22 protein-coding genes are annotated in these 26,358 nt (G+C 43.9%); 7 read left to right on the forward strand and 15 right to left on the reverse strand.

Annotation, left to right across the window (positions count from 1 at the left end; genetic code table 11):
• Positions 1–50 precede the first annotated feature (50 nt).
• The 7 genes from A3860_RS04935 to A3860_RS04965 all read right to left on the reverse strand — a co-directional run bounded on the left by A3860_RS04935 (position 51) and on the right by A3860_RS04965 (position 7,550).
• Positions 51–683, reverse strand: coding sequence for a hypothetical protein (locus tag A3860_RS04935; RefSeq protein WP_143773944.1), 633 nt, complete (start codon positions 681–683; stop codon positions 51–53).
• Between the two features lie 229 nt (positions 684–912).
• Positions 913–1,482, reverse strand: a complete 570-nt coding sequence (locus A3860_RS04940; RefSeq protein ID WP_245843480.1) for a dihydrofolate reductase family protein — start codon at positions 1,480–1,482, stop codon at positions 913–915.
• Positions 1,483–1,487: 5 nt separating this feature from the next.
• Positions 1,488–1,949, reverse strand: coding sequence for a leucine-rich repeat domain-containing protein (locus tag A3860_RS04945; protein WP_158085137.1), 462 nt, complete (start codon positions 1,947–1,949; stop codon positions 1,488–1,490).
• Between the two features lie 494 nt (positions 1,950–2,443).
• The gene (locus A3860_RS04950; protein ID WP_143773945.1) at positions 2,444–3,682 is read right to left on the reverse strand and encodes an MFS transporter; all 1,239 of its coding nucleotides are present in this window, start codon (positions 3,680–3,682) and stop codon (positions 2,444–2,446) included.
• 44 nt (positions 3,683–3,726) lie between these two features.
• Positions 3,727–4,395 (reverse strand): FadR/GntR family transcriptional regulator, encoded by a 669-nt coding sequence (locus tag A3860_RS04955; RefSeq protein WP_081145440.1) that lies wholly within the window; start codon positions 4,393–4,395, stop codon positions 3,727–3,729.
• Positions 4,396–4,713: 318 nt separating this feature from the next.
• Positions 4,714–5,202: a hypothetical protein gene (locus A3860_RS04960; protein WP_081145441.1), complete on the reverse strand. Its 489-nt coding sequence runs from the start codon at positions 5,200–5,202 to the stop codon at positions 4,714–4,716.
• Between the two features lie 143 nt (positions 5,203–5,345).
• A complete protein-coding gene (locus A3860_RS04965; RefSeq protein WP_081145442.1) occupies positions 5,346–7,550 on the reverse strand; it encodes a hypothetical protein in 2,205 nt (734 codons plus the stop codon).
• Between the two features lie 295 nt (positions 7,551–7,845).
• On the opposite strand from A3860_RS04965, the gene A3860_RS04970 reads away from it, so the two are divergent.
• Positions 7,846–8,220 carry a BlaI/MecI/CopY family transcriptional regulator gene (locus tag A3860_RS04970; protein WP_081145443.1) on the forward strand — a complete coding sequence of 125 codons (375 nt, stop codon included), beginning with the start codon at positions 7,846–7,848 and terminating at the stop codon, positions 8,218–8,220.
• Positions 8,221–8,222: 2 nt separating this feature from the next.
• Positions 8,223–9,743, forward strand: a complete 1,521-nt coding sequence (locus A3860_RS04975) for a M56 family metallopeptidase (RefSeq protein ID WP_081145444.1) — start codon at positions 8,223–8,225, stop codon at positions 9,741–9,743.
• Positions 9,744–9,918: 175 nt separating this feature from the next.
• Here the strand turns inward: A3860_RS04975 and A3860_RS04980 are convergent, their stop codons facing one another.
• The 7 genes from A3860_RS04980 to A3860_RS05005 all read right to left on the reverse strand — a co-directional run bounded on the left by A3860_RS04980 (position 9,919) and on the right by A3860_RS05005 (position 16,258).
• A complete protein-coding gene (locus A3860_RS04980; protein WP_081145445.1) occupies positions 9,919–10,362 on the reverse strand; it encodes a hypothetical protein in 444 nt (147 codons plus the stop codon).
• 15 nt (positions 10,363–10,377) lie between these two features.
• Positions 10,378–10,725: a hypothetical protein gene (locus A3860_RS04985; protein WP_081145446.1), complete on the reverse strand. Its 348-nt coding sequence runs from the start codon at positions 10,723–10,725 to the stop codon at positions 10,378–10,380.
• Between the two features lie 36 nt (positions 10,726–10,761).
• A complete protein-coding gene (locus A3860_RS04990; protein WP_081145447.1) occupies positions 10,762–11,280 on the reverse strand; it encodes a hypothetical protein in 519 nt (172 codons plus the stop codon).
• Positions 11,281–11,517: 237 nt separating this feature from the next.
• Positions 11,518–13,956 carry an alpha/beta hydrolase family protein gene (locus A3860_RS04995; protein WP_081145448.1) on the reverse strand — a complete coding sequence of 813 codons (2,439 nt, stop codon included), beginning with the start codon at positions 13,954–13,956 and terminating at the stop codon, positions 11,518–11,520.
• Positions 13,957–14,139: 183 nt separating this feature from the next.
• On the reverse strand, positions 14,140–15,270 hold the full coding sequence (locus A3860_RS05000) for a multinuclear nonheme iron-dependent oxidase (protein ID WP_081145449.1): 1,131 nt from the start codon (positions 15,268–15,270) through the stop codon (positions 14,140–14,142).
• 10 nt (positions 15,271–15,280) lie between these two features.
• Positions 15,281–15,457: a chryseobasin-related MNIO class RiPP peptide gene (locus A3860_RS40920; protein ID WP_158085138.1), complete on the reverse strand. Its 177-nt coding sequence runs from the start codon at positions 15,455–15,457 to the stop codon at positions 15,281–15,283.
• 378 nt (positions 15,458–15,835) lie between these two features.
• Positions 15,836–16,258, reverse strand: a complete 423-nt coding sequence (locus tag A3860_RS05005) for a thioesterase family protein (protein WP_081145450.1) — start codon at positions 16,256–16,258, stop codon at positions 15,836–15,838.
• Between the two features lie 142 nt (positions 16,259–16,400).
• On the opposite strand from A3860_RS05005, the gene A3860_RS05010 reads away from it, so the two are divergent.
• The 5 genes from A3860_RS05010 to A3860_RS05035 all read left to right on the forward strand — a co-directional run bounded on the left by A3860_RS05010 (position 16,401) and on the right by A3860_RS05035 (position 25,500).
• On the forward strand, positions 16,401–17,045 hold the full coding sequence (locus A3860_RS05010) for an endonuclease III domain-containing protein (protein ID WP_081145451.1): 645 nt from the start codon (positions 16,401–16,403) through the stop codon (positions 17,043–17,045).
• A gap of 823 nt (positions 17,046–17,868) precedes the next feature.
• The gene (locus tag A3860_RS05020) at positions 17,869–21,075 is read left to right on the forward strand and encodes a SusC/RagA family TonB-linked outer membrane protein (protein ID WP_081145453.1); all 3,207 of its coding nucleotides are present in this window, start codon (positions 17,869–17,871) and stop codon (positions 21,073–21,075) included.
• A 27-nt stretch (positions 21,076–21,102) separates the two neighbouring features.
• Complete coding sequence (locus A3860_RS05025; RefSeq protein WP_081145454.1) at positions 21,103–23,046, forward strand: RagB/SusD family nutrient uptake outer membrane protein; 1,944 nt, start codon at positions 21,103–21,105, stop codon at positions 23,044–23,046.
• A 37-nt stretch (positions 23,047–23,083) separates the two neighbouring features.
• A complete protein-coding gene (locus A3860_RS05030; RefSeq protein WP_081145455.1) occupies positions 23,084–24,283 on the forward strand; it encodes a DUF5000 domain-containing lipoprotein in 1,200 nt (399 codons plus the stop codon).
• 20 nt (positions 24,284–24,303) lie between these two features.
• Positions 24,304–25,500, forward strand: a complete 1,197-nt coding sequence (locus A3860_RS05035; protein ID WP_081145456.1) for a DUF4998 domain-containing protein — start codon at positions 24,304–24,306, stop codon at positions 25,498–25,500.
• Positions 25,501–25,567: 67 nt separating this feature from the next.
• On the opposite strand, the gene A3860_RS05040 is transcribed toward A3860_RS05035, so the two are convergent.
• Positions 25,568–26,317, reverse strand: coding sequence for a hypothetical protein (locus tag A3860_RS05040; protein ID WP_216823378.1), 750 nt, complete (start codon positions 26,315–26,317; stop codon positions 25,568–25,570).
• Positions 26,318–26,358 lie beyond the last annotated feature (41 nt).

A 26,358-nucleotide genomic window follows, 5' to 3' on the forward strand; every position in this document is an offset into this window, starting at 1 on the left:
ACTTTGCAATAAAGGTCTTTCCATTAAAAATATACGTTTTAGACCTGGCCTTACCAATATTCATAACTTATTAATTGTATCCGGCTTTGTTTTATTTTAGGGTTGGTAAACCTTTCTGTTCTTTTGATAAGCAGTCCATTTTTCGCATACGAATACTCAACAATCAATGAAGGCTTCGTTAAACTGTTATCACGTTGTACAATCCTCTTTTTCATATCGAGGTAATTCTTAAATTCATACTTCCAGGTTTCCTTTTTCCCGTCTTCATATTCATACCCATAGAATCGTGTATAGGCAAATATGTACCCATCTTCATAAACTGCTGTTTGCTGACGATAAATAGTATCTGCATGAAAAAATGTTTCGGTTTCGTTTAACGGATCATAAGTTACAGTATCCTTTTCAACAAGGGTTTCAGCATTATCAAATGTATACTTCGAGACCAGTTGCCCACTGGTATTGTAATTGTAAATCGAATGCTTATTGTAACTGCTGTCTTCATCTATTTCAACATCGGTGTTAATTTTACCGGTTGAATCATAGTTGTAAAGTATTTTTAACTGAAAACGCTTTCCGGTTTCATTATCCGTAAGTCCATAATCAGTCAGTCGCCCTTGTTTGTCATAACTATAGATCAATGCGGCTTTTGTACCCCCACCAAAAGAAACTATTCTTCTTTTCACAGCATTTATTCTATAAATTGAATCTGGCTGATACATTTCCCTTGATTGTCCAAATGACGATAGAACGGAAAAAGATAAGGTAAAAAATAATAAGATCTTCATTGCGTAACTAGTATTCTTTGTAATTCGCAGCATTTGTTTTACTATTGAAAGGGGGAATATAAAAACTGGCAGTTTTGATGCCTTTATTTTCTATCAACATACAAAGGTGTTATTACTGATGGCAGCTTTATTTTTTTATCTCATACCGCAATTCCACCATTCCGCTTTTGTAAGCTACCACGTCTTTCAAGTGCAACAATTGTTCTTGTCCAACCTGGTCAAAGAACAGCGTTCCATCTCCTAAGATAACAGGCAAAACAGACAACCTTATTTCATCTCCTAATTTCAAACGAATGAACTCTTTGACAAGCATTGGCCCGCCTACTAACCACACATTCCTGTATTTTGGTTTTAACCGTTCCTCTACAAGCTTATTCAGGTCACCTGAATAAATTTCAATATCCGGTCTTTCAATTGGCAGGTTTCTGTGAGTTACTACAATAACAGGCACGTCTCTATATGCCCAGCCATAAGTTCCTGACAATTCCAGGGCATGCTCATAGGTTCGCGCACCCATTATATAACAATCTATTTTCTTAAGAAATTCTTCAGTGTCCTGCTCCGTCATCTCAATCCCCTTTTCATAGTAGTCAGCTGTCTCAAACCACGTAACACTATTGTCTTTTTTGGCAATAATGCCGTCAAGACTTGAAACCATGTGTATCGTTATTTTAAATTCAGCTGTTGTCATTTGCATGCCTTTCAAAACATGTCAATTTGAATTTTATATTTTTTGGCTTGCTTTCTTAGCGCTTTCATTGTTTTTTTATTAAACTCCCGATGGCTAATAATCAACAATTTCAACCCTGGTATTTTATCAATTACCTCAGGAAATCTTTTGAAGTTATTGAATTCTATATTTAACACCTCCAATTTTTCAAGCATAGCAAATTCTGGCGGCAGGGATCTTATTTTAGTCCACCCAAGATTAAGCTCTTTTAGATTTTTTAATGCCGATAAATTTTCAAGGCTATCACATTGATTTTTTCTTTTATAATTCCAGAAATTCCCCAGATCAAGCTTTTCAAGCTTTGTCAGCCTGGAAATTTCTTTTGGTATTGTTTTAACATTACCATTTGTAATAGATAATTCTCTTAATTCTGTCAGGTTTGTTACTGTAAGCGGAAAACTGCTTAACCGGTTATCGTCAAGCGGTAACCACAAGATATAACGTTCTCCCCGGTTCGAGAATACAAAAAAATGTGAAAAAACGTAAGTATTTCCATTTGTTTTAGGCGAAGCTCTCCTTAATGGCGGCCAATGGCTTATCCGGCTATGCCCGTACTTATTTCCAGTTTTTCGGAAAAATTTCCATAACATGGAATAAAAGCCAACATGCCAACTTTATCGTTGTTGGTTTTCAATGCATTCTATAAATGGTACAACAATTGGCATTATTACATCGAAACAGTCATCATGGTGCTTTAAGCTGCTATCCCTTCATAACAACCACGAATAGTATTACTGGCAGGACAAAACGATATTGAATTACCGGTAAATGGCAATAAAGACAAACTCCATATAGTTTCGTTATACATTGATAACAGGCTGGTCTTTAGCGGAAAAGCAATTTTATAATAACAATTGCAGTGCATCCAACCAACAGAAAGCCCGTTTCGGTTTAACCGGCCGGGCTTTCACTTTTTCACCGCATTGCATCAGGCCTTTACTGCCCGATGTTTTTGCTCAATATTTGGCAAAAATCCTGTAATGATACCGATCAGTGGCAAAAAGGCACATACTTTAAATACATAGCCCACACTGGTCAAATCAGCCAGTTTTCCCAATACGGCAGAACCAAGCCCGCCCATTCCAAATGCAAAACCAAAGAACAAACCTGCAATCATCCCTACTTTACCAGGAACCAGTTCTGTAGCATATACTAAAATGGCAGAGAATGCCGAAGATATAATAACGCCAATAATAACCGACAATACGCCACTCCAGAACAGGTTAACATATGGCAATAGCAAGGTAAATGGTGCAGCGCCTAAAATAGAGATCCATATCACGTATTTCCTTCCAAAACGATCACCCAGCGGACCTCCCATTAACGTTCCTGCGGCTACAGATCCCAGGAAGATAAACAGGTGTATTTGCGATTGCTGTACCGAAACATGAAATTTGTCGATCAAATAAAAAGTAAAATAGCTCGACATGCTGGCCATGTAGAAGTACTTGGAGAAGATCAGCACCAACAGGATGATCAGCGAACCAATAACGGTAGACTTTGGCAATGCCTGGTTGAACGCAGGCAATGCACGCTGTTTGTTCTTTGCCCGCTGGTCTAAATGTTCCTTATACCAATTACCCACCTTTATCAATACAATGATACCTAAGATGGCTATCAGCCCAAACCAGATAACGTAAAATTGTCCGTGAGGAACAATGATCAACGCCGCCAGCAAAGGGCCTATGGCGCTGCCTGTATTACCACCCAACTGGAAAATAGATTGCGCCAATCCTTTTTTTCCGCCCGAGGCCAGATGCGCCACACGGGAAGATTCAGGGTGAAATACAGAAGAGCCCATACCAATCAAACTTACAGCGATCAAAATAGCTACAAAGCTGGAAGCCAGGGATAATAAAATAATTCCAGTCAATGTAAAACCCATGCCAATCGCCAGCGAATAAGGACGTGGCGTTTTATCGGTATAGTGCCCTACAAAAGGTTGCAGTAACGAAGCCGTAAGCTGAAAGGTAAAAGTGATCAATCCTATTTCGGTAAACGACAGATTAAAGTTCTGCTTTATCATTGGATAAATAGCCGGTATCACCGACTGCATCATATCGTTGAGCAGATGGGTGAAACTGATCGTAAACAGAATGGAATAAATGGTTGTTTGCGTAAGTGCTTTGGCATCACTCGCTGCCGGGAAATTCGTTGTTTTCATCATAGTTATCTAGTAATCAGATCATCTGATGTTTAATTACAATTTTTTTATTGGGCCCTGTGTCCTATAATTTTTGCGGCTGTGTTCCAGGCTTTTTTGGTATCATTCGCTTTAATACTTTCCAGCAATTGTTCGTGCAGACCTTGTGTTTTTATAAAACTGGTGGTATCTGTAAAGCTGATCAAAAAATATTTCCTTACCTGTATTGAGAAGGCCTTATACAGATCGGCCAGTACTTCGTTTTTAGAAGCTACGGCAATAGCGGTATGAAAATTAATGTCGGCATCAATACAATCATTGAGCAGGTTATTATGTGCCGATTGCTTGCGTACGGTAAGCCAATGCCGCATTTCTTTAAGATCTTTTTCTGTTCGGTTGGCAGCTGCTTTTTCCGCAATCTTAATTTCCAGGATCTGGCGTACTTCTTCCATATCATTAAAATCGGCCCGCTTTAATCGCTGGGACAATGGCTCTTTTATTCCCTCTGTTCCTTCTATAAATGTGCCTAATCCCTGCTGCACCCGCAACAGGCCGGAATTTACCAATACCTTGATGGCTTCACGAATAGTAGAGCGCCCTACACCGAAGGATTTCATCAATTCGGGTTCAATAGGCAGCTGCTCGCCGGTTTTATATTTCCCCTGCGTTATCTGCTGCTGTAATTGGGCGGCCACTTCATCTGCCAGTGAGCGGCGTGGAATCAAGTTGTTCATCATATCATCTGATGATTGCAAATATAGGGTGCCGGGATCGTAATTCAAAGTATTTCCGGAATCGGGTAGGCGACCGTGAGCCATAGGCTCACGGTACGCCTCTTCACACCACCTCACGTACCAATCTGGTATACGGCGGTTTGTGTTTGCCGCCGGCTTCCTTCAGATTCGTGGTCACCCACAACACCCTTGCCTTTGACTAATGATACATGCAATGCTCATCGGGGACTTACACCCTATAGTTTATAACCATGCCCGGCGCACATAAAAAAAGCCTTCAGGTCGTTAAACCTGAAGGCCCTTTAGTTCACTGATTCTGAATTATTGTATTGGCCCGCCTGTGGTCTTGAACGTTTCAACGTCATTTATCAGACTATTGCCGGATCTTAACAAATGCATTGCAAATCCATCTTCACTGCCTGCAGAAAAACCACCTTTTATTTTATGAAAATGTGTACCAAAGCTCGTCTTGAGTGTATTCAAATCAGTTTTTAGAGTCGTCAGGTTTGTATTCAGAGTCGTTAAACTATTGTCCAGTCCTTTGATTAAAAATGTTTGTGAGCCATTATCCTTTTTTATTCCATCAATGCTGTTATTTAAAGTAGTGTAGTTTGTCTTCATTTCTTCAAGATCTTTTTTAAGCTTTGAATTTTCTTCTTCCAGTTTATTTATCCGCGCCAACAGGTCCATGATCGTGGGAGTTTTAATGTCATTAGCATTTGTTTGTAGTCTTGGGTTGGGCGCCTGGGCAATAGTATGGGTTGTAAAAGCAAACACCAAGAGGAACAATAGAGTTAAATTACGTTTCATCAATTTTTGTTTTGGTTTTGAGAAAATTCAGGATAGCGTGTACAAGATATAAATATAATGGAAAGAGATCATATTATTACTACAAGAATTTTTACAAAAAGTAATTCCTCAAAACCCTCTCCCTCTAAATTAATCAACACTATTTACCAGCTTATTGTAACCGTAATGCCATCGGCATCGTTATCGAAACCAAGGTAACAGGTATGAGAAGTTTCGTCCCAGGAACTTTGCACGTCATTGATTAGTTGGCCCTTGCAATTCATCAGCACCGTTTTTACCGGCGCGGCCGGTAATAGTATCCGCATGCTGTTACGGGTATTCAGCGGGCTTTTCGCCACGAAAGCATAGCTCCTTTCCTGTACGCGTTCATTGTATATTCTACAGGCGCCGGCCAGTACCTGTGGTTTCTTTTTGTTCGCCACCCTGTTTACATTATATAATAAAGCCTGAGTTCCGGGCTGCACGCTTTTTATTGCCAGTACCGGCAATTGCGGATCGAACAGATCGATCACCGGGCCATTGATCACAAACGGTTCATTGCTGGTGCTTTCATCCATCACCGACACCATATCATACGGTCCCCTTTGTAAATAGAAATTGTTTTTAAATTCCAACTCCCCTGCCCTGGCTCCGTCTTTCCAGGCATGCTGAAGCACATCAATATATCGTGCATCTGTGTTTGCGGCTATTACAAACTCCAATGGGTTTATGCGCATTACATACACTTTTCCTTTACCCACCGGGTACGATTGATCTCCTTCGCCGGGCCGAATATGCAACAACTCAAATAAATGTTCTGATGGCGCTTTATAATGTTTGCCATTGGTATTCCACCATTCCATTACCTGTTGGTATGGATCATTATCGCGCCCGCAATACACCAGCACGCCTCCATTTTGCACCCAGGCGGCAATGTGCTTATGCACATCGGCCGACACCGGTTTCATATTGGAATAGCTCATCACCAGCACTTTTATATCTTTCAACGTAGCCGGGTATGCCAGGTTCTCCATATGCACGGTTTGAACCGGCACGCCGCGTTTCACCAGCGGCAGGGTTTGCCCGTAAAAATTGGAGAACTGTGGGTCTTCATATCCACTATGGATGGGAAAGCGCTGGAACATCAACGTATTGCCCATAAGAACGCCTATGCCGTTTGAACCGCTTACCTGGTTGGCCGACACGGGCATATCATTCAACGCATTTACCATCACCTGCATTTGGGTGGAATAATATTTTGGTATCAGCACCCACTCATTGCTGTTAGCCAGTTTGTAAGGGTGGGTGTAAATACGCTCGGGCCAGGGCATCACTTCATAGTTGGCTACCACCGGGTATAATAACTTTGCAGTGAACGTAGCCTCGTAATTGCGCTTGTAATCGGCCCAGTCCCTTGGCCAGTCTTCAATGGGATCGGTCAAAAAGAACAGTTTCCTTTTTGTAGGCGCGGTCATAGAAACCATGGAACCATATTCCAGGAAGGCATTCTCAAATACTCTTTCTTTTTTCAGGCCATTAAAATACGTCGGTTCCCGCGAAGTGCCCGTCCACACCTGTGCAATATATCCATCGATGCCCGGCAGGGAAGCGAGACTGGCTTCGGGACTCACGATCTGCCACGAGGAGTAATTCACGAGTGAATGCGTGGGTATATATACTTTTACATCCATGCTTTTTGTTTTCCCGTACGCTTTGGCATATTCACTCACCTCCTTTATTGCATTATAATACAGGTGATATTTCAATTTACCCGACAAATACGTATTTTCCGGCGATTCATGCTGTGGCCGCCAGGGAAAACCATAATAGCGTTGCCATTCCTGTTTAAACGCTTCACTATAACCGGCCCTTGCCCAGAACTCGGGTTCTTCCAGATAAATGGAATTAATGCCGGCATCGATCACTCTTTTGATCACCCCTTTTTTCATGTATTCAATAAAAGAAGCAACAGGCACTACATACGGGACATTATGACCATGCCAAATGGTATCGCCCTTTACCGTTACCTGTCCTTCGCCCAAATGATTGCGGCCATCCCATTTGCCTAAAAAATAATCGTCATATCGGCCCCAGGCAATGCCGGTCATAAAATGCACCTTGTAGCCCCGGTCGCGCCAGCTTTTTACACGGTCTTCAAACGATACCGGGCCGCGCTCGCTAACACCGTACACGATGGCAATATCGGCCCGTACGTCAATCTGCGGCATCCAGACCGAACCCGTTTGAAAAGCTGTTTTTTCTTTTGTTGCCACCGGCGTGGGAATGGGTGTAGCCGTAGCTACACCGCCCTGGGCACATATTCGGCCAGTCGTACAGGCAAAGAGGCATAAAATGATATAGTTTTTCATCACAGAACTTTTAGTATTTAGTGTAGACGAAGTAAGAGGTAAGAAGTAGGAAGTAAGATGATCTCTGAATTTCATACCTCATTCTTCCTACCTCTTACTTCTTTCCTCGTTTATGGAACATTAATGGTCTTTAAATTATTGCAAATAGTCTTTAGCAAAATACTTCAGGCATTTTAGGAAGCTGTCACCCATGCCCTTAATTAATAATTCGTTGCATTAAAAAATATTTTGGGAAGAAAATGCAGTCAATTACTATATTTATAGTAGTTTTATAAAAATTATAGTAGACCACACTATGGAAGAAATAACCAAAGCCCAGGAAGAGGTGCTACGAGCCCTATGGGAGATCAATGAAGGCGCAGTGGCAGATGTGATCGCGAAACTGCCCAAGCCCAAACCTGCCTATACCACTGTTGCAACGGTGATTAAAGTACTGGAGAAAAAAGGCTACGTTGATCATAAGACATTTGGCAATACCCATGTTTATTATCCGCTTGTTTCCAAAGAGGATTATGCCCAGCACATTATGAAAGATGCATTGAAGGGACTTTTCAACAACTCGATCAGTCAGCTGGTTTCCTTTTTTGTAAAGGAAAAGGACGTGCCACTGAAAGAGCTGGAAGAGTTAAAGAAAAACATTGAAAAAGAGATCAAAAAACAAAAATCCTAAGTATGAACGAGCTTGTCAGGTATATCGTTTTGTCGACGGGTTGTTTAAGCATTCTGTATTTGTTTTACAGATTATTTCTGGCCAATAAAACCACGTTGCAAAGCCTGCGGTGGTACCTGTTGTTCTCCCTGCTTATTTCCTTATTGATACCATTTAACCGGTATAGCTTTTTTACTTTCAACATTGCCAAATCAACAAGCAGGGTCAACAATGTTGTAACTAACACTTTCACGGGTACCGATGCTTCGGGCAACACGGCAACACCTGCGACAAAAGTGCCAGCACGGGAGCGATCAGCGATACCGGTTCTTTCAATTGTTGGTATGCTCTACTGCATAATAACCGGTTATTTCCTTGTACGATTAGTCAGGCAATTTTATTTGATCTGGACTTGTTACCGCAGCTCTGAGAAGGAAAAAAAGGGCGCCTATACCATTGTATGGAACGGGCAGCATAAAAAACCATTTTCTTTTTTCAGGCTTCTTTTTTTGAACCGGTCTTTTGTAACGCCTGAGCAACAAGAACAGATAACAGCTCATGAAAAGGTTCACATGTTGCAATATCACTCCTTTGATATCATACTGGTTGAAATAGTGACAGCAATAACCTGGTTCAACCCGGTTGTATGGTTGTTCAGGAACACAGTGCAGCTGGTACATGAGTACCTGGCAGATGCAGGGGTACTGGATTCGGGTATAAACAAGCTGCAATACCAGGCCTTGTTACTCAATCAAATTGCAGAAACTGAACTGGTCACAATTTATTCAGGATTCAATCAATCATCCATTAATAAAAGATTCATTATGATGCAAACAGATCATCCTAATCGTGCCAGCAGGTATAAACTGCTGTTGTTGGTTCCCATTACATCCTTACTAATACCAGTAACCGGTTGTTTGAACGGGCGCTCTTCCAGTGATTCAACTGAAGTAGTAACGACTATTGCACCCACCAAACTGAATGTATTGTATATAGGAATTGACAACCCGGTAAGCATTTCAGTTTCAGAATATGCGGCGGACGATATTACCGTAAGTATCGACAATGGTTCTATTACCGGCAAGAATGGCGAATATAATGTAAGACCGCATGTAGCCGGTAAAGCGGTGATCACCGTAGCTGCAAAAGGAAAAACGATCAGGGAATCGGAGTTCCGTGTTAAATACCTGCCACCGCCGGTTGTTGTACTGAAACCCCTTCCCGGCAACGCTGGTTTAATAAAAGGCGGTGATATTTCAAAAGAGGAGCTGTTGAAAGCGGATGGCATAAAGCTCACCATTGAAAATTCGGAATTTGAACTGCCCATGAAGGTCGCTTCGTTCGATATGGTGGTGCGGGCTGCCGACAAATCTGTAATAAAAAGCGCCGGTTCTACCCAAGACAATTTTTCTGCAGAACAGGTTGCGCTCATCAAATCGCTTGAAAAAGGCCAGCATGTAACTATTGAAAATATTGCAGCCACCAGCCCCGGCGGTAATCGTAAAACACCTATGATCATGGATTTCACGATCAGGGGTAAGTAATTTGAGCCGGAGCTTTAAAGTTTGTTTATTTCGTCATTAATTAAGTTTGTTTGACTGACCTGTCAGAGCCTGCCCGCCTTGCACGGGTGCTCTTCCAGATTAGTTCCTAATCAATATCTTAATACAGCGGCCAGCTCAGCAGATTCGGGCATTGGGTCCGGTGGTTAAACAGAATTCAGGCAACGCCATTCACTATTAGATTTTCATACTTATGAGATGTGAGGTTAATTGTCACATTGAAATAACAACTACCCCCGTCGTTCACAACTATCAGATCCTTCTTCCAGTTGCGCGATGTCCCACAAAAACAATTTACCCAAACTACTTTTTCTCCTTTATCATTAATGGCAGGCACATATTGCCTTTTGTATGCTGAAATATTCATAAGATCATAATCATTGATACATTGCTGCAGAATACTATCTACTAGTGAAAGCTCTTCAGATGAAAAGTTTATTTTCGAACGATCGTTAAAAATAGCGATCACAGATGTATCAGCCACAAATGCCTTGCCTGGTTTTCCCTGATCAAGCGCTTTTGTTTGCGCGCAAGCGGATAAAGCAATACTAATTATGAAAGCAAGTGTTGCCAATAAAGTGGCGTGAAAGGTATTAGTCAAGTTGTATTTCAATTTTTAATAGAGTTGAACTTCAATTATTTTTTTATCAGTGTCAATACTGAACCAATCCGGCGTTTCCGGATCTGGTATACATTCGGTAATATCCAGATCCCTTGCATTCCGGCTTAATGCTTTTGGGCCAAACAGAAGTATTAATTTATAGTGTGTTTGTCCATCCATGCCGATAAACGCTCTAAACGTGGTTTGCCTGTTATCATTAATATATTTCTTAGTATAACATATCTCACCTTCGGACATTATTACCCCATCACACCAGAACCATTTTACGGCTTCCAGATCTGAATATTTAAACGCCGCACTTAATTCCCATTCCAGGATATTACAAAAGTCTTCGTCGATCATAATCTTCAATACTTTTTAACAATTTTCAAGATCTCCTTACCATGTTACTACCTTCTCTTTTAGTTTTTTAATCCCGATACCTATAAAGATACTTCCTACGCTATAATCTATTTCTGCCAATTTGTTCTTTGTCAATCGAAAATTATAGCCATAAACGAACTTAAAGTGAGCAAAGCCAAAGCCTATGTCGGGTCTGAATACCAGGGTACCATCATCAAAGTCAGTGTAATAAATCATACTTGCGCCCATGGCCATCCCCGCAACTCCGCCACCTGCCCAACAACCAATTTTAGGTCCTATAATAAACTTTTGGCCAAACTTCATTTCAGTGGAAGCAAAAATTGTATTGGAAGAAGGATGGTGCCCAACAATCGCATAACTATTTTTTGCAATCCCTATCTCAACATACTTACTTCTGCCAAATGTAAACCCGGTCACCAATTGAATAGATTTCTTAATAACCGTTTTATGCAGATCGAATGTGTCGGTTTCCTGGCTGTGTGCGGATAAGGTAAGAACTGTTAGAATGGGCAGGATGTGAAGGCTAATTTTCATAAGAACATGATGTTGCAGGAAGTAATTGAAATTGTTTATCAAAAATATCCCTTAAACTGAATAGCTTCCTTTTTGCAAAACTGATCAAAGTTTGGGTTTTATCACATGCCCAAGATAATAATTGGCATTGAATATTCGTAATTTCTGAAAAACCCAATTACTATTATAATAAAATTGCTGATAGCTTACTGGTTTGAGTGAGCTATCAGCAATCTATATAAAAAAACTCATTACTTTCTAAAACCCCTTCTTCTCCCCTCCCCCTGTACCACCCTTCCCGGCATTCTTTACATACTTCTCAAGCCAGGCGTTCTGTTCGTACAGCATGTGTAACAGGTTCTCCTTACCGCGATAACCGTGTGCTTCATAAGGCAGGCTCACGAACCGAACGGTTCCGCCATGGCCCTTTACCGCATTGAACAACCGCTCGCTTTGAATAGGGAAAGTACCAGGGTTATCATCCATTTCGCCATGTATCAGCAACAAAGGCGTTTTTATTTTATCTGCATAACTGAACGGGCTCATGGCTGCATACAACTCAGGCGCCTGCCAGTATGTGCGGTCTTCATTCTGAAAACCAAAAGGGGTCAGGCTGCGATTATAAGCGCCGCTGCGCGCAATACCTGCTTTGAACAGGTTCGTATGCGCCAGCAAATTGGCCGTCATAAAAGCACCATAACTATGTCCACCCACGGCAACGCGATCCTTATCTCCCACTCCCATTTCGGCCAGCTTATTGATAGCTGCTTCTGCATTCATTCGTAACTGGTCAATAAAATTATCATTCGGCTTTTTATCGGCGCTGGTTGATACAATGGGCATTTCTGCATTGTCGAGTACGGCATAGCCCTGTGTTACCCAGAAAACAGGACTGGCCCAGTATACCATGGTGAACCGGTCTTTGGAGCCGCGTACCTGTGCTGCATCGGATGCCGAGTTGAATTCACGCGGGTACGCCCACATCAACACCGGGAGCGGGCCATCCTTCTTTGTATCATAGTTCTTTGGCAGGTACAGGTCTCCGGTAAGATCTACGCCATCGGCACGTTTATAGGTGATCTTTTGTTTGCTAACGCCTTCGAGCTGCGGATATGGATTGGTGAAATTCGTAAGCTGCCGATCGCCTTCTTCCAGCAGATTCTTAAGAAAATAGTTCGGCATATCTTTCTGCGACTCCCGGCGGGTAATAAAAACCAGTTTATCTGCATTCACAACATCAGTCACGGTTTCAAAAGAGCCTTCTTTGCAACGCCATATGATCTCATTTTTCTTCGTGTTCACATCAAATATTGCCAGAAAGGGCAAATCGCCCCTGGGTGAACTGCCGGTATGATTGTTCAGCAGTATTTTGGAATCATTATCGATTGGCTTTATTACATAGCGGCCATACCTGTTCTTTTCAGTGACCGGAGAACCGGGATCGTTATATGCATCGGTCATGTTGCGCTCCTGTAACATTTCGAGCTTACCAGTAGTGGGATTATACCGGCTCAGGCGAATGGTTTGCCTGCTTTCCAGGCGTTCTGTTACCAGCGCGAGGTTTGCATTACCCCAGGTGATGTCATCGTATCGCCAGGTTGTTTTGAATAATTGGCTGGCTTCGCCGGTAAATGGCGCACTTAAAGCATATACCGCATCATGAAAATCAGTTTTGCTTTTGTAGATACCACTATCAAGCGGCGCACTCCACACTACAGAGGCCGCTTCATCATTACGCCATTCAAATTCACGGGGCGCATTCAGGATATTATCATTACCAGATGGCGACAATTCATACGAAGGCAGTTCTGCCATTACTTTCACTACTTTGCCACTAAGGTCGGTAACGCTTACCGTTGTGTTAAAACCATAGGCAGGCACCAGGTACGAGAACGGTTTATGGATGGTACGAGTAAGCAGGTATTTTTGATCGGGGGAAAGACTGTAAGTAAGATAGATGGCAGGCTTACCAACAGGGACCTCTACACCATTTACATTCTTCACCAATTGCGATGTGGAATAAAATTCAAAAAGCTTTTCATCGTAAGGCGATTTAATAAGGTCCTGGTAAGTGCGGCTGGGCGCTACTTTACCCAGGTTTTCCTGAATAGTGGGGCCTGCAGGCATCAGCGACTTTACCGGAGCAGCTGCGGCCGGTTGCAATATGGTTTTATACAAAAGGGAATTATCATCCATCCACACAATGGTTTGCGCCAGTATCGCATTCAACGGTTGTTTGTTCGCTTTTGTCGCTTTGCGGGTAGCAACGTCAATCACATACAGGTCGACCCTGTTATTGGTGGTATTGGTAAAGGCGATCTTTTTATCATCGCGGCTCCAGCTTACATTGCCTGCCAGCAATTTTACCGGCAACCCGGTCACCGGATATTCTTTACCCGTTTTAATATCTTTTAAAATAAAGTTATTAATGAAATTCTGCCGGCTGGGTGCAAAGTTGTTGGGGTTGATCCGTTGTCCCGCGATCCTTAATTCGGGTTGCGCCAGTTCTTCGACCGAAGGGTAACTGTTCCGTTCCATCAGCAGCATCCAGGTTCCCTGTTCGTTAATGCTTACCGCCGGTGTGGGTTTGGCCAGTAACAGTTCGGCCATGGCGGCGGGTGGCGTTTTATATCCTTCGCCCTGGGCAAAACAAAAATGTACAACAAAGAAGTTGATGAGTAACAGAAATTTTCTCATGAATGACGATTTATTATAGTTAGTCGGTCAGGCGCTCAAGATAATAATTGGCCGGCACCAAAGAATGGAATTATGATTGGCGGCGGTATATTGGTAAGAACCGCATAATTCAATATTCTCATAAAAGCAAAAACCCGCAAGATCTACGATCCTGCAGGCTTGCATATATACTACACAGACTGATCACACCTGCTTTTTCCATTTACGCGCTATCTGCATGGCGGTTTCGAGCATGGCAGGGTCCCAGTGCTCAATATCCCAGGGGGTATTTGCCAGGGAAGAACGGTTCAATACCTGCATGGCCTCGCTGTACGACATTCCTGATTCGAGTATTTGTGACAGTTCGCGCTGTTGATTGAATAGCAATTCATCTTCAGGCGCCGGCCCATTATCAAACAGCTGCAACGGCATAAAATCATTTTGTGATTCCCCTTTGCGAAACCAGTTCTTTTGCTGCAGAATATTATCCATGCGCACAAAATCATGGTAGAACTGTTGGCGGCTGGTATGCGACTTCAACCCATTCCCTAATTGTTCAAGCACTACGTATTTGCATTCGGGACAACGGTCAAGCGCCTTATCCAATAATAAAAAAACTTCAGCCGGCACGACATCGTCGTGTGTATCCCTGCGGATCTGACGCCCGGGTTCCGACTCCACCCGCTCCCAGCTACCGCCGGAAATATGGACCTCGCGTACTTTATGGAGCGGATAAAGAGATAGCAATTCATTAGCGTCGAGATCGAAATTCTTCAGCTGGCAGTATACGTTATGAAGATCGAGAATAATGAACCCATTCACCGGTTCAATCAATTTATACAGGAAATCGCCATGCCGTTTCACTTCATCGGGCGTATAGGCGAAGGCCAGGTTTTCGAGCCCCACCGGACATTGGGCCGCATCCTGAATACGGCGTAAGCGGTCACGGCCAATGCGCAGTGTTGTGGCAGTATAAGGGATTGCCAGCGGTGCACCTTCATGAAAATCCTTACCGGTCATAAAACCAAAATGTTCTGTAACCTGTTCCAGTGGAAACCGCTGAATGGTATCGCGCAGGGAAGCCAGCCATTGCACCTGTTCAGGCAACCATTTACCAGAGAAAAGCGAAAAGAACACACCGTGACCGGTGAGTCTTTTCGCCTGGCTGTAAGCTTGTAACAATTCCCCGAACCATTGTGGCAAAGCGCCATGATCGAACAATGCATCGAACGACCACTCGATGGCCTGCACCTTTTCTTCCAGAAACAAGGGGTAACAGGCATTGAGCATATCGGCATCGAGATTACAGGCGGCTGTAGCAAGCAGCTTTGTCATAGAGGGATATTTAACCCATTCCACAGGCCGGACAGCTATACGGATGTGGTTTCGGTTTGTTCTCACCTTCTTTCTCTTTTTCTTTTTGTTCTTTAGAAGGTTCATCTTTGTCTTTTGTACAGGATTGTACTCCCTGCAGCGTAATGCCGGTGAGCATGGCCGCAAGCAATGCTTTTGAAAGTTTCATGAGCGTGATTTAGGTTGTTGGTAGCCATTTTGACCAACGATGTGAAGGGAACGTTGCATGCAATGTGCAGGGGTATAAAAGAAAAAAGGTCCTCTGTAGAAACAGTCGACCTCTAACGATTGCTTGCCATATGAAAAAAAACGTAAGTCTGAGTTGTGTGAAGCTTTTGCTTCGGGTAGCTTTCTGCTCTTTCTTTACCGCTTTACCGTGCTACCGTTGTTGATGGTGTAAAAATACATCACCGCCTTTCACTAAAATAGTCATGTTTTTCGCCGTTTTATGATGGCAAAGGCATTACCAGAACCGCAAAATGCTTGCTGGACAATGGTTTCAGGCATTTTTACCATTGGTCTCCAGCGATAAAAAAGGTTTTATTTTCTACAGTTCCCCATCCCATTCCGGCGCGCCTGTCAGCTTCTGCAGTAAATTTTCGGGGAGAAAGGGCCTCCCACCGCCGGCCTTTACACAAGTACCTGAGAATACGGCTTTGGTAACCACTTTATTATTCAGCAGAATGGTTTGTTTGAAATGCAACACCGACTTATTACTCTTATCAACCATCAGGTTGCAGGTAACAATAAATTCATCGCCCTTTTTCAATGACCGTACAAACTGCAGGGTATATTTCGACAATACCATGTTCACGCCATTTTTGGCTTCTTCTTCAAAATCAAAACCAAGTACTTCTTTAATGTAATCGTGGCGGCAATACTCCATGTAAAATGGATAATACAGGCCATCCATAATGTTTTGAAAGTCTATATGCTCGTCTTTGGCGGTGTAGGTCTTTGAAAACTCCATAATGAAATAGTTATTTGATGGCTGCAAATGTAAAAGACTGCCTCTAAATCGATTGTCTTTATTTTACACAAGCAGCTAACCAAAATCCACTAAAACATGTAAAATATTTTATATTTAACTTTAACCAGATAAATATTATACCATGAAACAGCCGGCTATCAACTGGCCTGAAGCGATAAAACCCCTGCTCAAAAAATACAAAAACGCCAAACACCCGCTCGAATCAAAGAACAGGTACCAATTGCTGGTGATGGTCGTTTTATCGGCCCAAACCACCGATGCTATCGTGAACACCATTGCACCCGAATTATTCAAAGCCTTCCCCGATATGCAGGCGCTTTCAAATGCCACCCCCGAATTACTATTCCCCTATATTGCCAAAGTGCGGAGTTTTCGCCAGAAAGCCACCCGGCTTATTGCCATGGCTCAAGAAATAAAAACAAACAGCCGCATACCGCTGGAAATGGATGAACTGGTTGAGCTACCCGGTATTGGCAGAAAATCGGCCAACGTCATCAGAAGGGAAAGCAAGCAAAAACCAGAAGGCGTGGTGGTTGATCTGCATGTGGTTAGGGTGGCAACACGGCTCGGGATCGTCACTACCGACAAACCGGAGAAAATGGAGGAACAGTTGATGGAGACTTTACCTGAAGAGCAATGGGATGCAGGCATGAGTATGTCGTTCCTGGGACGGGAAATATGCAGGCCCCAACCCGAATGCCCTATTTGCCCCATGAAAAAAGTTTGTGCTTATTATAATAAGTGGAAAGTGGTGAAAAAACGGTAAAAAGCTGGTAATTGCCGCCGGGCCTCATACATGTCAAACGAACATATAATAATGAGAGATGCAAAAAATCAGCACCATCGTCCCTTAAAAATAAATATCGTTTTATTTCTTATGCGATAATGCGCATAAATTAATGTACTACAATTAATACCTGTTAAACATACATTTTTATTGTTCCTCCTGACTTTCAGCCAATAATCTAATTTTCAGTTTGTCCCGTTTTACGCCCGCTTCTTCTGATAAAATATGAATTCCTCCCCTGTCTTTTATGGATTTCTCCCCCCTTCATACCAGGTATTCTCAATTATTTTACAATCAGGAACCGGTACAGGAATTTAGCTGAAGGAAACAACAGCCAGCCCTAAACCGGCTACTTATCTGCTACATATCGGGGTTTCATGACCAAAAAACCCGTAACCACTATACCAAACTAACGAATTGTTGCTATGCCAAAGCTGTACACAAGCTCCACCCGGGCGTGCGTAACCAACTCAGTAGCGCTAACCCCACACACCTTTTGCCATGAAAAACGTGTAAAAATGACGTTTTTCAGCGCTGTCGGCCACTGGCCACTCTTTCTCTCTTCAACTTTTTCATTATCAGGCAGTTTAAAATGGACCGCTACTCCGGTTCCGCCCACTGCTTTTTCCTTTGTTCAAAACAGTCAGCCGGCTTCATAATTCAATATGGCTTCCTGCGGTAATGCCAGGGCATGATTCAGCTTTTTATTGTCTGAACATGTTCTACATGTCGTGATCTTATTGCATAGCCAGCGATCTGTTTTCAAAGACTGCAAACATCAAAACTTAACCAAAACACGCATATGAATTGTAAAACCCCGAAACGGCACTGGCCATTAAAGCTAATGGCCCTGCTGATTTGCACCTGCATTTGCCTCACCACGCAGGCGCAGAGTATAACAGTCAGGGGACTTGTTATCTCTGATTCGTCGGAAGCCCTGGGCAATGTGACCATTTTTTTAAAGAGCGACCCCAAAATGACAACAATCTCAGATGCAACGGGCCACTTCAGCATCAACGCTCCAGCCAATGGCATCCTGATCTTTTCTTTTGTTGGCTACGACCGGCAGGAAGTGGAAATTAAAGGAGAAAGCAGACTCCGCGTCATCCTGAAACGATCTGTTTCTTCACTCGATGATGTGGTCGTTGTTGCCTTCGGTGGCAAACAAAAGAAGAACAGTATGGTAAGCGCCATCACCACCATCAATCCAAAAGAATTGAAAGGCCCTACCAGCAACCTCACCACCATGCTGGCCGGCCGGTTATCGGGCATGATCTCGTATCAACGTACCGGTGAACCCGGTGCAGACAATGCCTCCTTTTTTATCAGGGGTATTACCTCGTTCAGTTCAGGAGGAAAGGTTGACCCGCTCATTTTGATAGATGGTATGGAAAGCACCACAAATGACCTGGCCCGCCTGCAACCCGATGACATCGCCGCCTTCTCTATTCTGAAAGACGCCACCGCTACCTCTGTTTATGGAGCCAGAGGAGCCAACGGTGTAGTGCTGGTGACCACCAAAACCGGTAACGAAGGAAAGACACAGCTTAATTTCAGGGTTGAAAATTCGCTCTCCGGAAATACCCAGAATTTCAAGTTTGCCGATAACATCTCTTACATGAAGCTGGCGAACGAAGCGGCGCTTACGAGAAATCCATTAGCGCCCATTCCTTACAGCCAAACGAAAATTGATGGTACCCTCAAAGGCGACAACCCATTGATCTACCCAAGCAACGACTGGATAAAAATGATGATAAAAGATTACACCAATAACCAACGGTATAATCTTGACTTACAGGGTGGCACAAAAGCGGCACGCTACTATGTTTCGGGCACGTATAATGTTGACAACGGCGTATTGAAAGTTGCCGACATGAATAATTTCAACAGCAATATCAAGCTGAAAAATTATTCGTTACGCACGAACGTAAACCTGCAGTTAACGAAAACGACAGAGGCAATCTTCAGAGTGTATGGCCAGTTTGATGATTACAGAGGACCGGTTGATGGCGGTGGTTCGATCTTCAACCAGGTACTATGGAGTAACCCGGTATTATTCCCGGCTGTATATCCGCAAACCTTTCTACCCCAGGTAACGCATCCCCTGTTCGGGAACGCCCCCCGTCCCGGCCAGGCCGCCAATGCCACCACCGGATATTATGACGCTTCGCAATTATACCTGAACCCGTTTGCCAATTCAGTAAGAGGTTATAGAGAATATAAATCATCGCGCATGCTGGCCCAGTTTGAACTGAAGCAGGACTTTGGTTTTATTACCCCCGGGCTTAGCGGCCGCGTAATGGCATATACAAACCGTTACTCCTATTTTGATGTAACCCGCCAATACAATCCTTATTATTACCAGGCCAATACGGTAGATGGCGGTAAAACAGTTACCCTTGCCCGTATTGCGGAAGGAACCGAATACCTGAACTATGTAGAGGGATCGAAGATCCAGGATTCCAGAACGTACCTGGAAGCGACCCTTAACTACAACCGTACCTTCAATGAAAAACATGCGGTGAGCGGGATGTTAATTACGCTTTTCAACAACTACCAGGAAGGCAATCCCGGTGTTACCCTGTACCCACAGCCAACGGAAGCTGAAAAACTGCAGTTATCGCTTCCTTATCGTAACCAGGGATTATCGGGAAGATTCACCTATGCTTACGACAGCCGGTATATGTTTGAATTTAATTTTGGTTACAACGGCTCTGAGCGTTTCTATAAAACCAATCGCTATGGCTTCTTTCCTTCTGCCGGGGTAGCCTGGAATATTTCCAATGAAAAATTCTTTGAAGGCCTGAAAGATGTTGTATCGAACCTGCGCGTGCGTGCTTCTTACGGCCTGGTGGGTAATGACCAGATAGGCGCAGCCCGCGACAGGTTCTATTACCTTTCAGAAGTAAACCTGAATAATTATGGAAGAGGCGCAACATTTGGCAATAACACCGGCTATTACAGACCGGGTGTAAGCATTAGCCGTTACGAAAACCAGGACATTACCTGGGAAAAAGCATACACCCAAAACTATGGACTGGAGTTCAGTATTTTCAAAGGCTTTAATGTAATAACAGAATACTGGAAACGGAAGCAGACCAACATTTTGATGGACCGCACATATATCCCTTCTACAATGGGTTTGCAGTCGGCGATAAAAGCCAATGTGGGCGAAGCTGCAGCAGAAGGAATTGATTTTTCGCTTGACTATAATAAAAACTTTGGCAACAATATGTGGCTGCAGTTGCGCGGCAACATGACCTATGCCGTTTCGAAATTTGCCAAATATGAAGAACCAGCCTATGGGGCCAATGAGCAGCATCTTTCCAAAATAGGCCATTCAATAAAACAAGCCTGGGGACTGGTAGCAGAACGTCTGTTTGTTGACGATATAGAAGTAGCCAATTCGCCTTATCAGAACTATGGCAAATACATGGGCGGCGACATCAAGTACCGCGATGTAAATGGCGATGGACAGATCACCAACAATGATATGGTGCCCATCGGGTTGCCCACCGATCCGGAGATCATTTACGGAACCGGTTTCTCTTTCGGTTACAAAAATTACGATATCAGCGCCTTCTTCCAGGGTTCGGCCCGCTCGTCCTTTTTTATCAATGCAGAGAACATTTCTCCTTTCGTGCTGAATGGCGGCGCACAAAATGGCCTGTTGAAAGTAATTGCACAGGACCACTGGAGCGCAGACAACCAGAACCTATATGCCATGTGGCCGCGCATGAGCGAAACATTTATCAACAATAATAACCAAAACTCTACCTGGTGGATGCGCGATGGAACATTCATCCGCTGTAAAAACGTAGAAATAGGCTACAACTTTTCAAAAAAGTTTTTGCGCCTCAGCCACTTCAGAAATGGCCGCATTTACATCAACGGCAGCAATCTCTTTGTTATCAGCCGCTTTAAAATGTGGGACCCTGAAATGGGTGGTAGAGGCCTGGGATATCCTGTGCAGAAAACGTATAACCTGGGTATTCGTTTATCCCTTTAATCATTTTTGAAACAGTAAAAAAAATATATGATCAAACGATTACTGATAAATAAATATATAGCCTTTGTTACAGCAGCTATGGGCATTGCCACCCTGTGCGGCTGTCACAAATACCTCGACGTAGTGCCCGACAACGTGGTAACCATTGATAATGCGTTCACGCTAAAACGCGAGGCGGAGAAATACCTGTTCACCTGTTACTCCTACCTTCCAATGGAAAACCATCCCTATCTCTCATTAGGCTTTGTTGCCGGCGATGAGTGCTGGTTACCAAGAGATGGTGTGTTTTTTAACAATACCGTTTGGGATATTGCAAAAGGAAACCAGAATAAAGTAAACCCGTTTGCCAACTATTGGGATGGAACCTATGGTTTGTATGCAGGTATCAGGGATTGCAATATTTTCTTACAAAACGTAAGCGATCCCAAAAAGGTGTACGACCTGGAAAGCGATCTGCGTACCCGCTGGCTGGGTGAAGTAGAATTCCTGAAAGCCTATTATCACTTTTACCTGTTGCGCAATTATGGCCCCATTCCCATTGCAGATGTAGCGCTGCCTATATCATCAACCCCCGACCAGGTAAGGGTGAAAAGAGCTCCTGTAGACTCTGTGGTGAATTACATCGCCAACCTGTTGGATAATGCAGCGGAAAAACTGCCGATGAAAATAACCGATGTAGCCAATGAAACAGGCCGCATCACCAAACCGATTGCCCTGGCAGTAAAAGCCCGGTTGTTGGTAATGGCTGCCAGCCCACTGTTCAATGGGAACAGCGATTTCGCATCCTTAAAGAACGATGATGGCCAGGCGCTTTTTTCCAGTGCTTACAGTGTTGAAAAATGGCAGCGTGCCGCTGCTGCAGCCAAACAGGCTATAGAAGTGGCTAACCAGGCGGGTTTTGAATTGTACAAATTTACCGGCCTCAATAAAATGACCGACACCACCCGTACACAGATGAGCATCCGCAATGCGGTGTGTGAACGCTGGAATAGCGAACTGATCTGGGGTTCTACAAAGAACGTATCACTCACCGCCCAGGGACCCGACTACATCCAAAGCATCTGCATGGGCCAGATAGATCCACGGGCGCCCATCAACCTGGCTGCCTACAATCAATTGTGTGCTCCGTTGAAAATAGCGCAAACCTTTTATACCGATCACGGTGTACCCATTACCGAAGACAAGAATTATAACTTTTCGAACTTTTCAGAATTACGTACAGCAACAAATGCGGAACGGTTCAATTTGACCGAAGGCTACACAACAGCCCGGCTGAACTTCGACCGCGAACCCCGGTTCTATGCCGACCTGGCTTTCGACGGAAGCATCTGGTATATGCAGAACAGCATCTCAGGCAGCGACAGCGCCACCTACACGGTTGAAGCCAGACACGGACAAAGAATGAATGAGGTGAATACCGATTACATCAACATGACCGGCTACTGGATAAAAAAACTGGTGAACTGGAAATTTGCCTTCTCCGGAACTATTAATTCCGCCACCTCTGAAAATTATCCCTGGCCTATGTTCCGCCTGGCCGATCTGTACCTGTTGTACGCTGAAGCGCTTAATGAAGCATCGGGCCCATCAACAGAAGTATACCAGTACCTCGATAAAGTGCGGGAAAGAGCCGGCCTCAAGGGCGTTCAATTTTCCTGGAACCAATACTCCACCAGTCCGGAAAAGCCCTCTTCCAAAGATGGCCTTAGATCTATCATCCACCAGGAACGGTTGATCGAAATGGCTTTTGAAGGAAGCCGGCTGTGGGACCTTCGCCGCTGGAAAGATGCGGCTACAGAATTGAATAAACCGATCACCGGTTGGGACCGTACACAAGGCGCCCCTGCCGATTACTACCGGGTCGTAAATATCTTCTCGCAGAAATTCATAGCGCCGCGCGATTATTTCTGGCCCATTAGGGAATACGAAATTTCTGTAAATCCTAAACTTGTACAGAATACCGGATGGTAGACCTCTAACTATTATCAATAGCAAAACTTAGTAAATCATGAAACCAGCTATATATAAGTTCCTGTTACCGGCCCTGGTGCTGATTATAGGTTTGTGGTCCTGCAAAAAAAGAGATGTAATAGGACCATTAGACCATAATAGCACCCCGCCAGGTGCTGTCAGCAACGGTAAAGTAGAAAACCTGAAAGGGGAAGCCCGCATTACCTATACGTTGCCTACTGATAAAGACCTGTTATACGTAAAAGCCGAATATGAAATAAGACCCGGCGTTACCAGGCAGGTAAAAGCATCGTTTTACACCAACAACCTGCTGGTTGATGGGTTTAAAGATAGCACTGCCACCGAAGTTGCCCTATACGCAGTCAATAGCAGTGAGGTAGCTTCCGCACCTTATAAGGTAACGGTTCATCCGTTGAAACCAGCGTATCTCACTTCATTCGACAGCCTTAAAGTGGCAGCCACTTTTGGCGGCATAAACATCCGCACCAGTAACCCCGACGCAAAAGCGCTTTCCATTATCGTGCTGCTGAAAGATCAGTATGGGCAATGGGCGCAATATGGGGCAGTGTACAGCTCGCTCAAGGACATCAATCAATCCTTACGCGGTATGGACACTACCAAAAAGCATTTCGCTTTTTACGTGCGTGACCAGTTCCAGAACGAGAGCGATACGCTGTTTGCCGATCTGTCGCCCCTGTATGAAACTCTTATTCCCAAATCGGGTTTCACCGAATTCCCACTGACCGGCGATCTGGCGGTAAACGCCTATGGACGACAAATGCGCAATTTGTGGGATGGCGTATACAGCGGCTGGGGCTCGGCCATTTGTACCTATGAAACCATTACAGATACTACCAATGGCGTATGGTTCACCTTCGATATGGGTGTTACGGCGCAACTTAGCCGCTTTACCTGGTGGCACTATCCCGATCCTACTTATTTCGCGAACGCCAGTATGAAAGTGTATGAATTATGGGGAAGCACCAATCCATCACCCAATGGTAGCTGGGCCGGCTGGACAAAGCTGGTTGAATGCCGCGAAACAAAACCCTCCGGTTTGCCTTATGGAACCGAAAACTCTGACGACGTAGCGGCCGGGCAAGCCGGCAGTGGCTGGGAAATTCCCATTACGGCCCCACCTGTACGCTATATAAGAGTACGGCATAAATATAACTGGAGCGGCTTGCGGCAAACCCTCACCGGCTGTGAGATCTCTATCTGGGGAAAACCATTGTAAACAAACCTCAATCTGAAAATATGAAAATAAGAAGATCATATATTTTAATACTGGGCATTATAGCTGTAACCGCGGCCTGCAGAAAGATGGACGATTACAAGGATAAATATCTTTCATCGGGCAGCATTACCTATGCCGGAAAAATAGACTCGGTAAAAGCGCATCCGGGCGATGGCAGAATTATGTTATCGGGCCTGCTCATAGCAGACCCTAAAATAACAGAACTGCGTATTTACTGGAACAACTATGCAGATTCTTTCAAGCTGCCCATAACGCGTACGCCCAATGTTGATACCATAAAGGCCTTCCTGAATAAAATGGAAGAAGGCGTAAAAACCTATACCCTTGTCACATTCGACAAATATGGCAACCGCTCTGTAGCTGTGACCATCACTGGCAGAGTGTATGGAGATGTGTATAGAAGCCTGTTGCTGAACCGAACCATTAAGGACGGGCTGTTTGTTGGTGATTCTGTTAGCCTTGAGTGGAATGTACTGGACGCCAGCACCGGCGCATTGGGTTGTGAATTGCAGTATACCGACAAATCGAACAACCTGCAGAAGCTGTTTGTAAAACGCACTGATACCAGAACCGTGCTTACCAATTACCAGTATGGTACAAAGTTCTCTTATCGCACGTTGTTCTTACCCGATTCCCTGGCCATTGACACGTTTTACAGCAAATACCAGGATGTGGAAGTAAAAGCAGATATTACCAGTTTTTACATTAAAAATGCAGGAACGAATTTTGCCAATTCAGACGGTGGTAACGGCCGCTGGCAAACACCTGCTGACTGGACCACAACCGATGATGTGCGCAACGGAGGAAATAATATCGGTGGGCTCGACGCAGCTGGCTGGCTTCCTTCCAAAGCGCTGTCGCTGGAAGCCTGGTGGGGCATGACACCCATCCCTAACGGCAAAATATACCAGACGTTCACCCTGCCAGCCGGAAAATATGCATTAATAGTAACTGCAGGCGACTGTAGTACCGGCGGCACCAAATACATCACCGTTGCACAAGGCACTTCCCTGCCCGATATAGGCAATGTACCTGCGCAGGCGCTGGCATATACACTGATAAACAAATATACCGACAATACCCTTTCATTCACCTTGACCGGCTCATCACCGGTTGCGATCGGACTTCAGGCAGGAATGACTGCCGAGGGAAATTACATGAAAGCCTTCAAGGTTAGATTGATGCGTTACCCTTAGTGTTTTATATGTCTCATACCCGTACCCTATACCCCGGTAACCCTATGCCGGGGTATTTTTTTAGGGCTTACAGATAAGTATAATTCCTGATGGTTGTTATTCCATCGCTCGAAACCGCTTTTTCGCTGATCAGCCTTTTGTCGCCATCGAATGTGTACGTATGTACAATTGTAATCAGCGTTCCAAAACGCTGGGTATATGTATGTGTAGGCAATTGTTCCTGAACAGGAAAATAAAACGGTTCCAGCTGAACTGTATTCTTATAATCAGCATCGTAGCGGTAGGAAGTTTCATAATAATCATCTGATTTCTTGGTAAGCGTTCCCTGCAGATCATACTGGTATTTAACCGTATTAACCCATACCGGGCTGGGAATAAGATAAGAATGCAGGTATTCCTTTTCTTTTATGATTTGCCCATCGCTGTTATAAAGATACTTTACCGATAAAGTGTCTTTCCGGATATTATACTGGTATACGCTGTCGATCTTCGAAACTTCGGCATTAATATAATAAGTGCTGTGCAAGGTAACTTTATCGTCCTCGATCCTGTCAAAAGTGAATTGATCGCTATTTATGTAATTATAAACCAGCTTGTGGCCAGGCTTGGTAGTAGAGACCACACTGGTGATCCTGCCCTGAGCATCGTAGGTAATATTAAAAGTCTCCACGGTATGCCCTACTCCCAGGGCTGATACATCCTCGGTATAACTTTTTAATTTACGGGGAGCGTTGCTGGTTGAATCTTTTTTACAGGCTGTATTGAATGTAACAAGAGCCAGTAAGCATAGAGTAGCAACAGAAGCTTTGTTTAACATGAGCATAGGGGTATAGATTGACCGGCGCGAAACTATAAAAA

Origin of the sequence: Niastella vici (genome assembly GCF_002077945.1) — a bacterium.
GTDB lineage: Bacteria > Bacteroidota > Bacteroidia > Chitinophagales > Chitinophagaceae > Niastella > Niastella vici.

Bases quoted from the DNA above. Each gene is read 5' to 3' on its own strand.
- A3860_RS04940 (WP_245843480.1), bottom strand. From the start codon at position 1,482: ATGCAAATGACAACAGCTGAATTTAAAATAACGATACACATGGTTTCA.
- A3860_RS04950 (WP_143773945.1), bottom strand. From the start codon at position 3,682: ATGATGAAAACAACGAATTTCCCGGCAGCGAGTGATGCCAAAGCACTT.
- A3860_RS04955 (WP_081145440.1), bottom strand. From the start codon at position 4,395: ATGATGAACAACTTGATTCCACGCCGCTCACTGGCAGATGAAGTGGCC.
- A3860_RS04960 (WP_081145441.1), bottom strand. From the start codon at position 5,202: ATGAAACGTAATTTAACTCTATTGTTCCTCTTGGTGTTTGCTTTTACA.
- A3860_RS04965 (WP_081145442.1), bottom strand. From the start codon at position 7,550: ATGAAAAACTATATCATTTTATGCCTCTTTGCCTGTACGACTGGCCGA.
- A3860_RS04970 (WP_081145443.1), top strand. From the start codon at position 7,846: ATGGAAGAAATAACCAAAGCCCAGGAAGAGGTGCTACGAGCCCTATGG.
- A3860_RS04975 (WP_081145444.1), top strand. From the start codon at position 8,223: ATGAACGAGCTTGTCAGGTATATCGTTTTGTCGACGGGTTGTTTAAGC.
- A3860_RS04985 (WP_081145446.1), bottom strand. From the start codon at position 10,725: ATGATCGACGAAGACTTTTGTAATATCCTGGAATGGGAATTAAGTGCG.
- A3860_RS04990 (WP_081145447.1), bottom strand. From the start codon at position 11,280: ATGAAAATTAGCCTTCACATCCTGCCCATTCTAACAGTTCTTACCTTA.
- A3860_RS04995 (WP_081145448.1), bottom strand. From the start codon at position 13,956: ATGAGAAAATTTCTGTTACTCATCAACTTCTTTGTTGTACATTTTTGT.
- A3860_RS05000 (WP_081145449.1), bottom strand. From the start codon at position 15,270: ATGACAAAGCTGCTTGCTACAGCCGCCTGTAATCTCGATGCCGATATG.
- A3860_RS40920 (WP_158085138.1), bottom strand. From the start codon at position 15,457: ATGAAACTTTCAAAAGCATTGCTTGCGGCCATGCTCACCGGCATTACG.
- A3860_RS05005 (WP_081145450.1), bottom strand. From the start codon at position 16,258: ATGGAGTTTTCAAAGACCTACACCGCCAAAGACGAGCATATAGACTTT.
- A3860_RS05010 (WP_081145451.1), top strand. From the start codon at position 16,401: ATGAAACAGCCGGCTATCAACTGGCCTGAAGCGATAAAACCCCTGCTC.
- A3860_RS05020 (WP_081145453.1), top strand. From the start codon at position 17,869: ATGAATTGTAAAACCCCGAAACGGCACTGGCCATTAAAGCTAATGGCC.
- A3860_RS05025 (WP_081145454.1), top strand. From the start codon at position 21,103: ATGATCAAACGATTACTGATAAATAAATATATAGCCTTTGTTACAGCA.
- A3860_RS05030 (WP_081145455.1), top strand. From the start codon at position 23,084: ATGAAACCAGCTATATATAAGTTCCTGTTACCGGCCCTGGTGCTGATT.
- A3860_RS05035 (WP_081145456.1), top strand. From the start codon at position 24,304: ATGAAAATAAGAAGATCATATATTTTAATACTGGGCATTATAGCTGTA.
- A3860_RS05040 (WP_216823378.1), bottom strand. From the start codon at position 26,317: ATGTTAAACAAAGCTTCTGTTGCTACTCTATGCTTACTGGCTCTTGTT.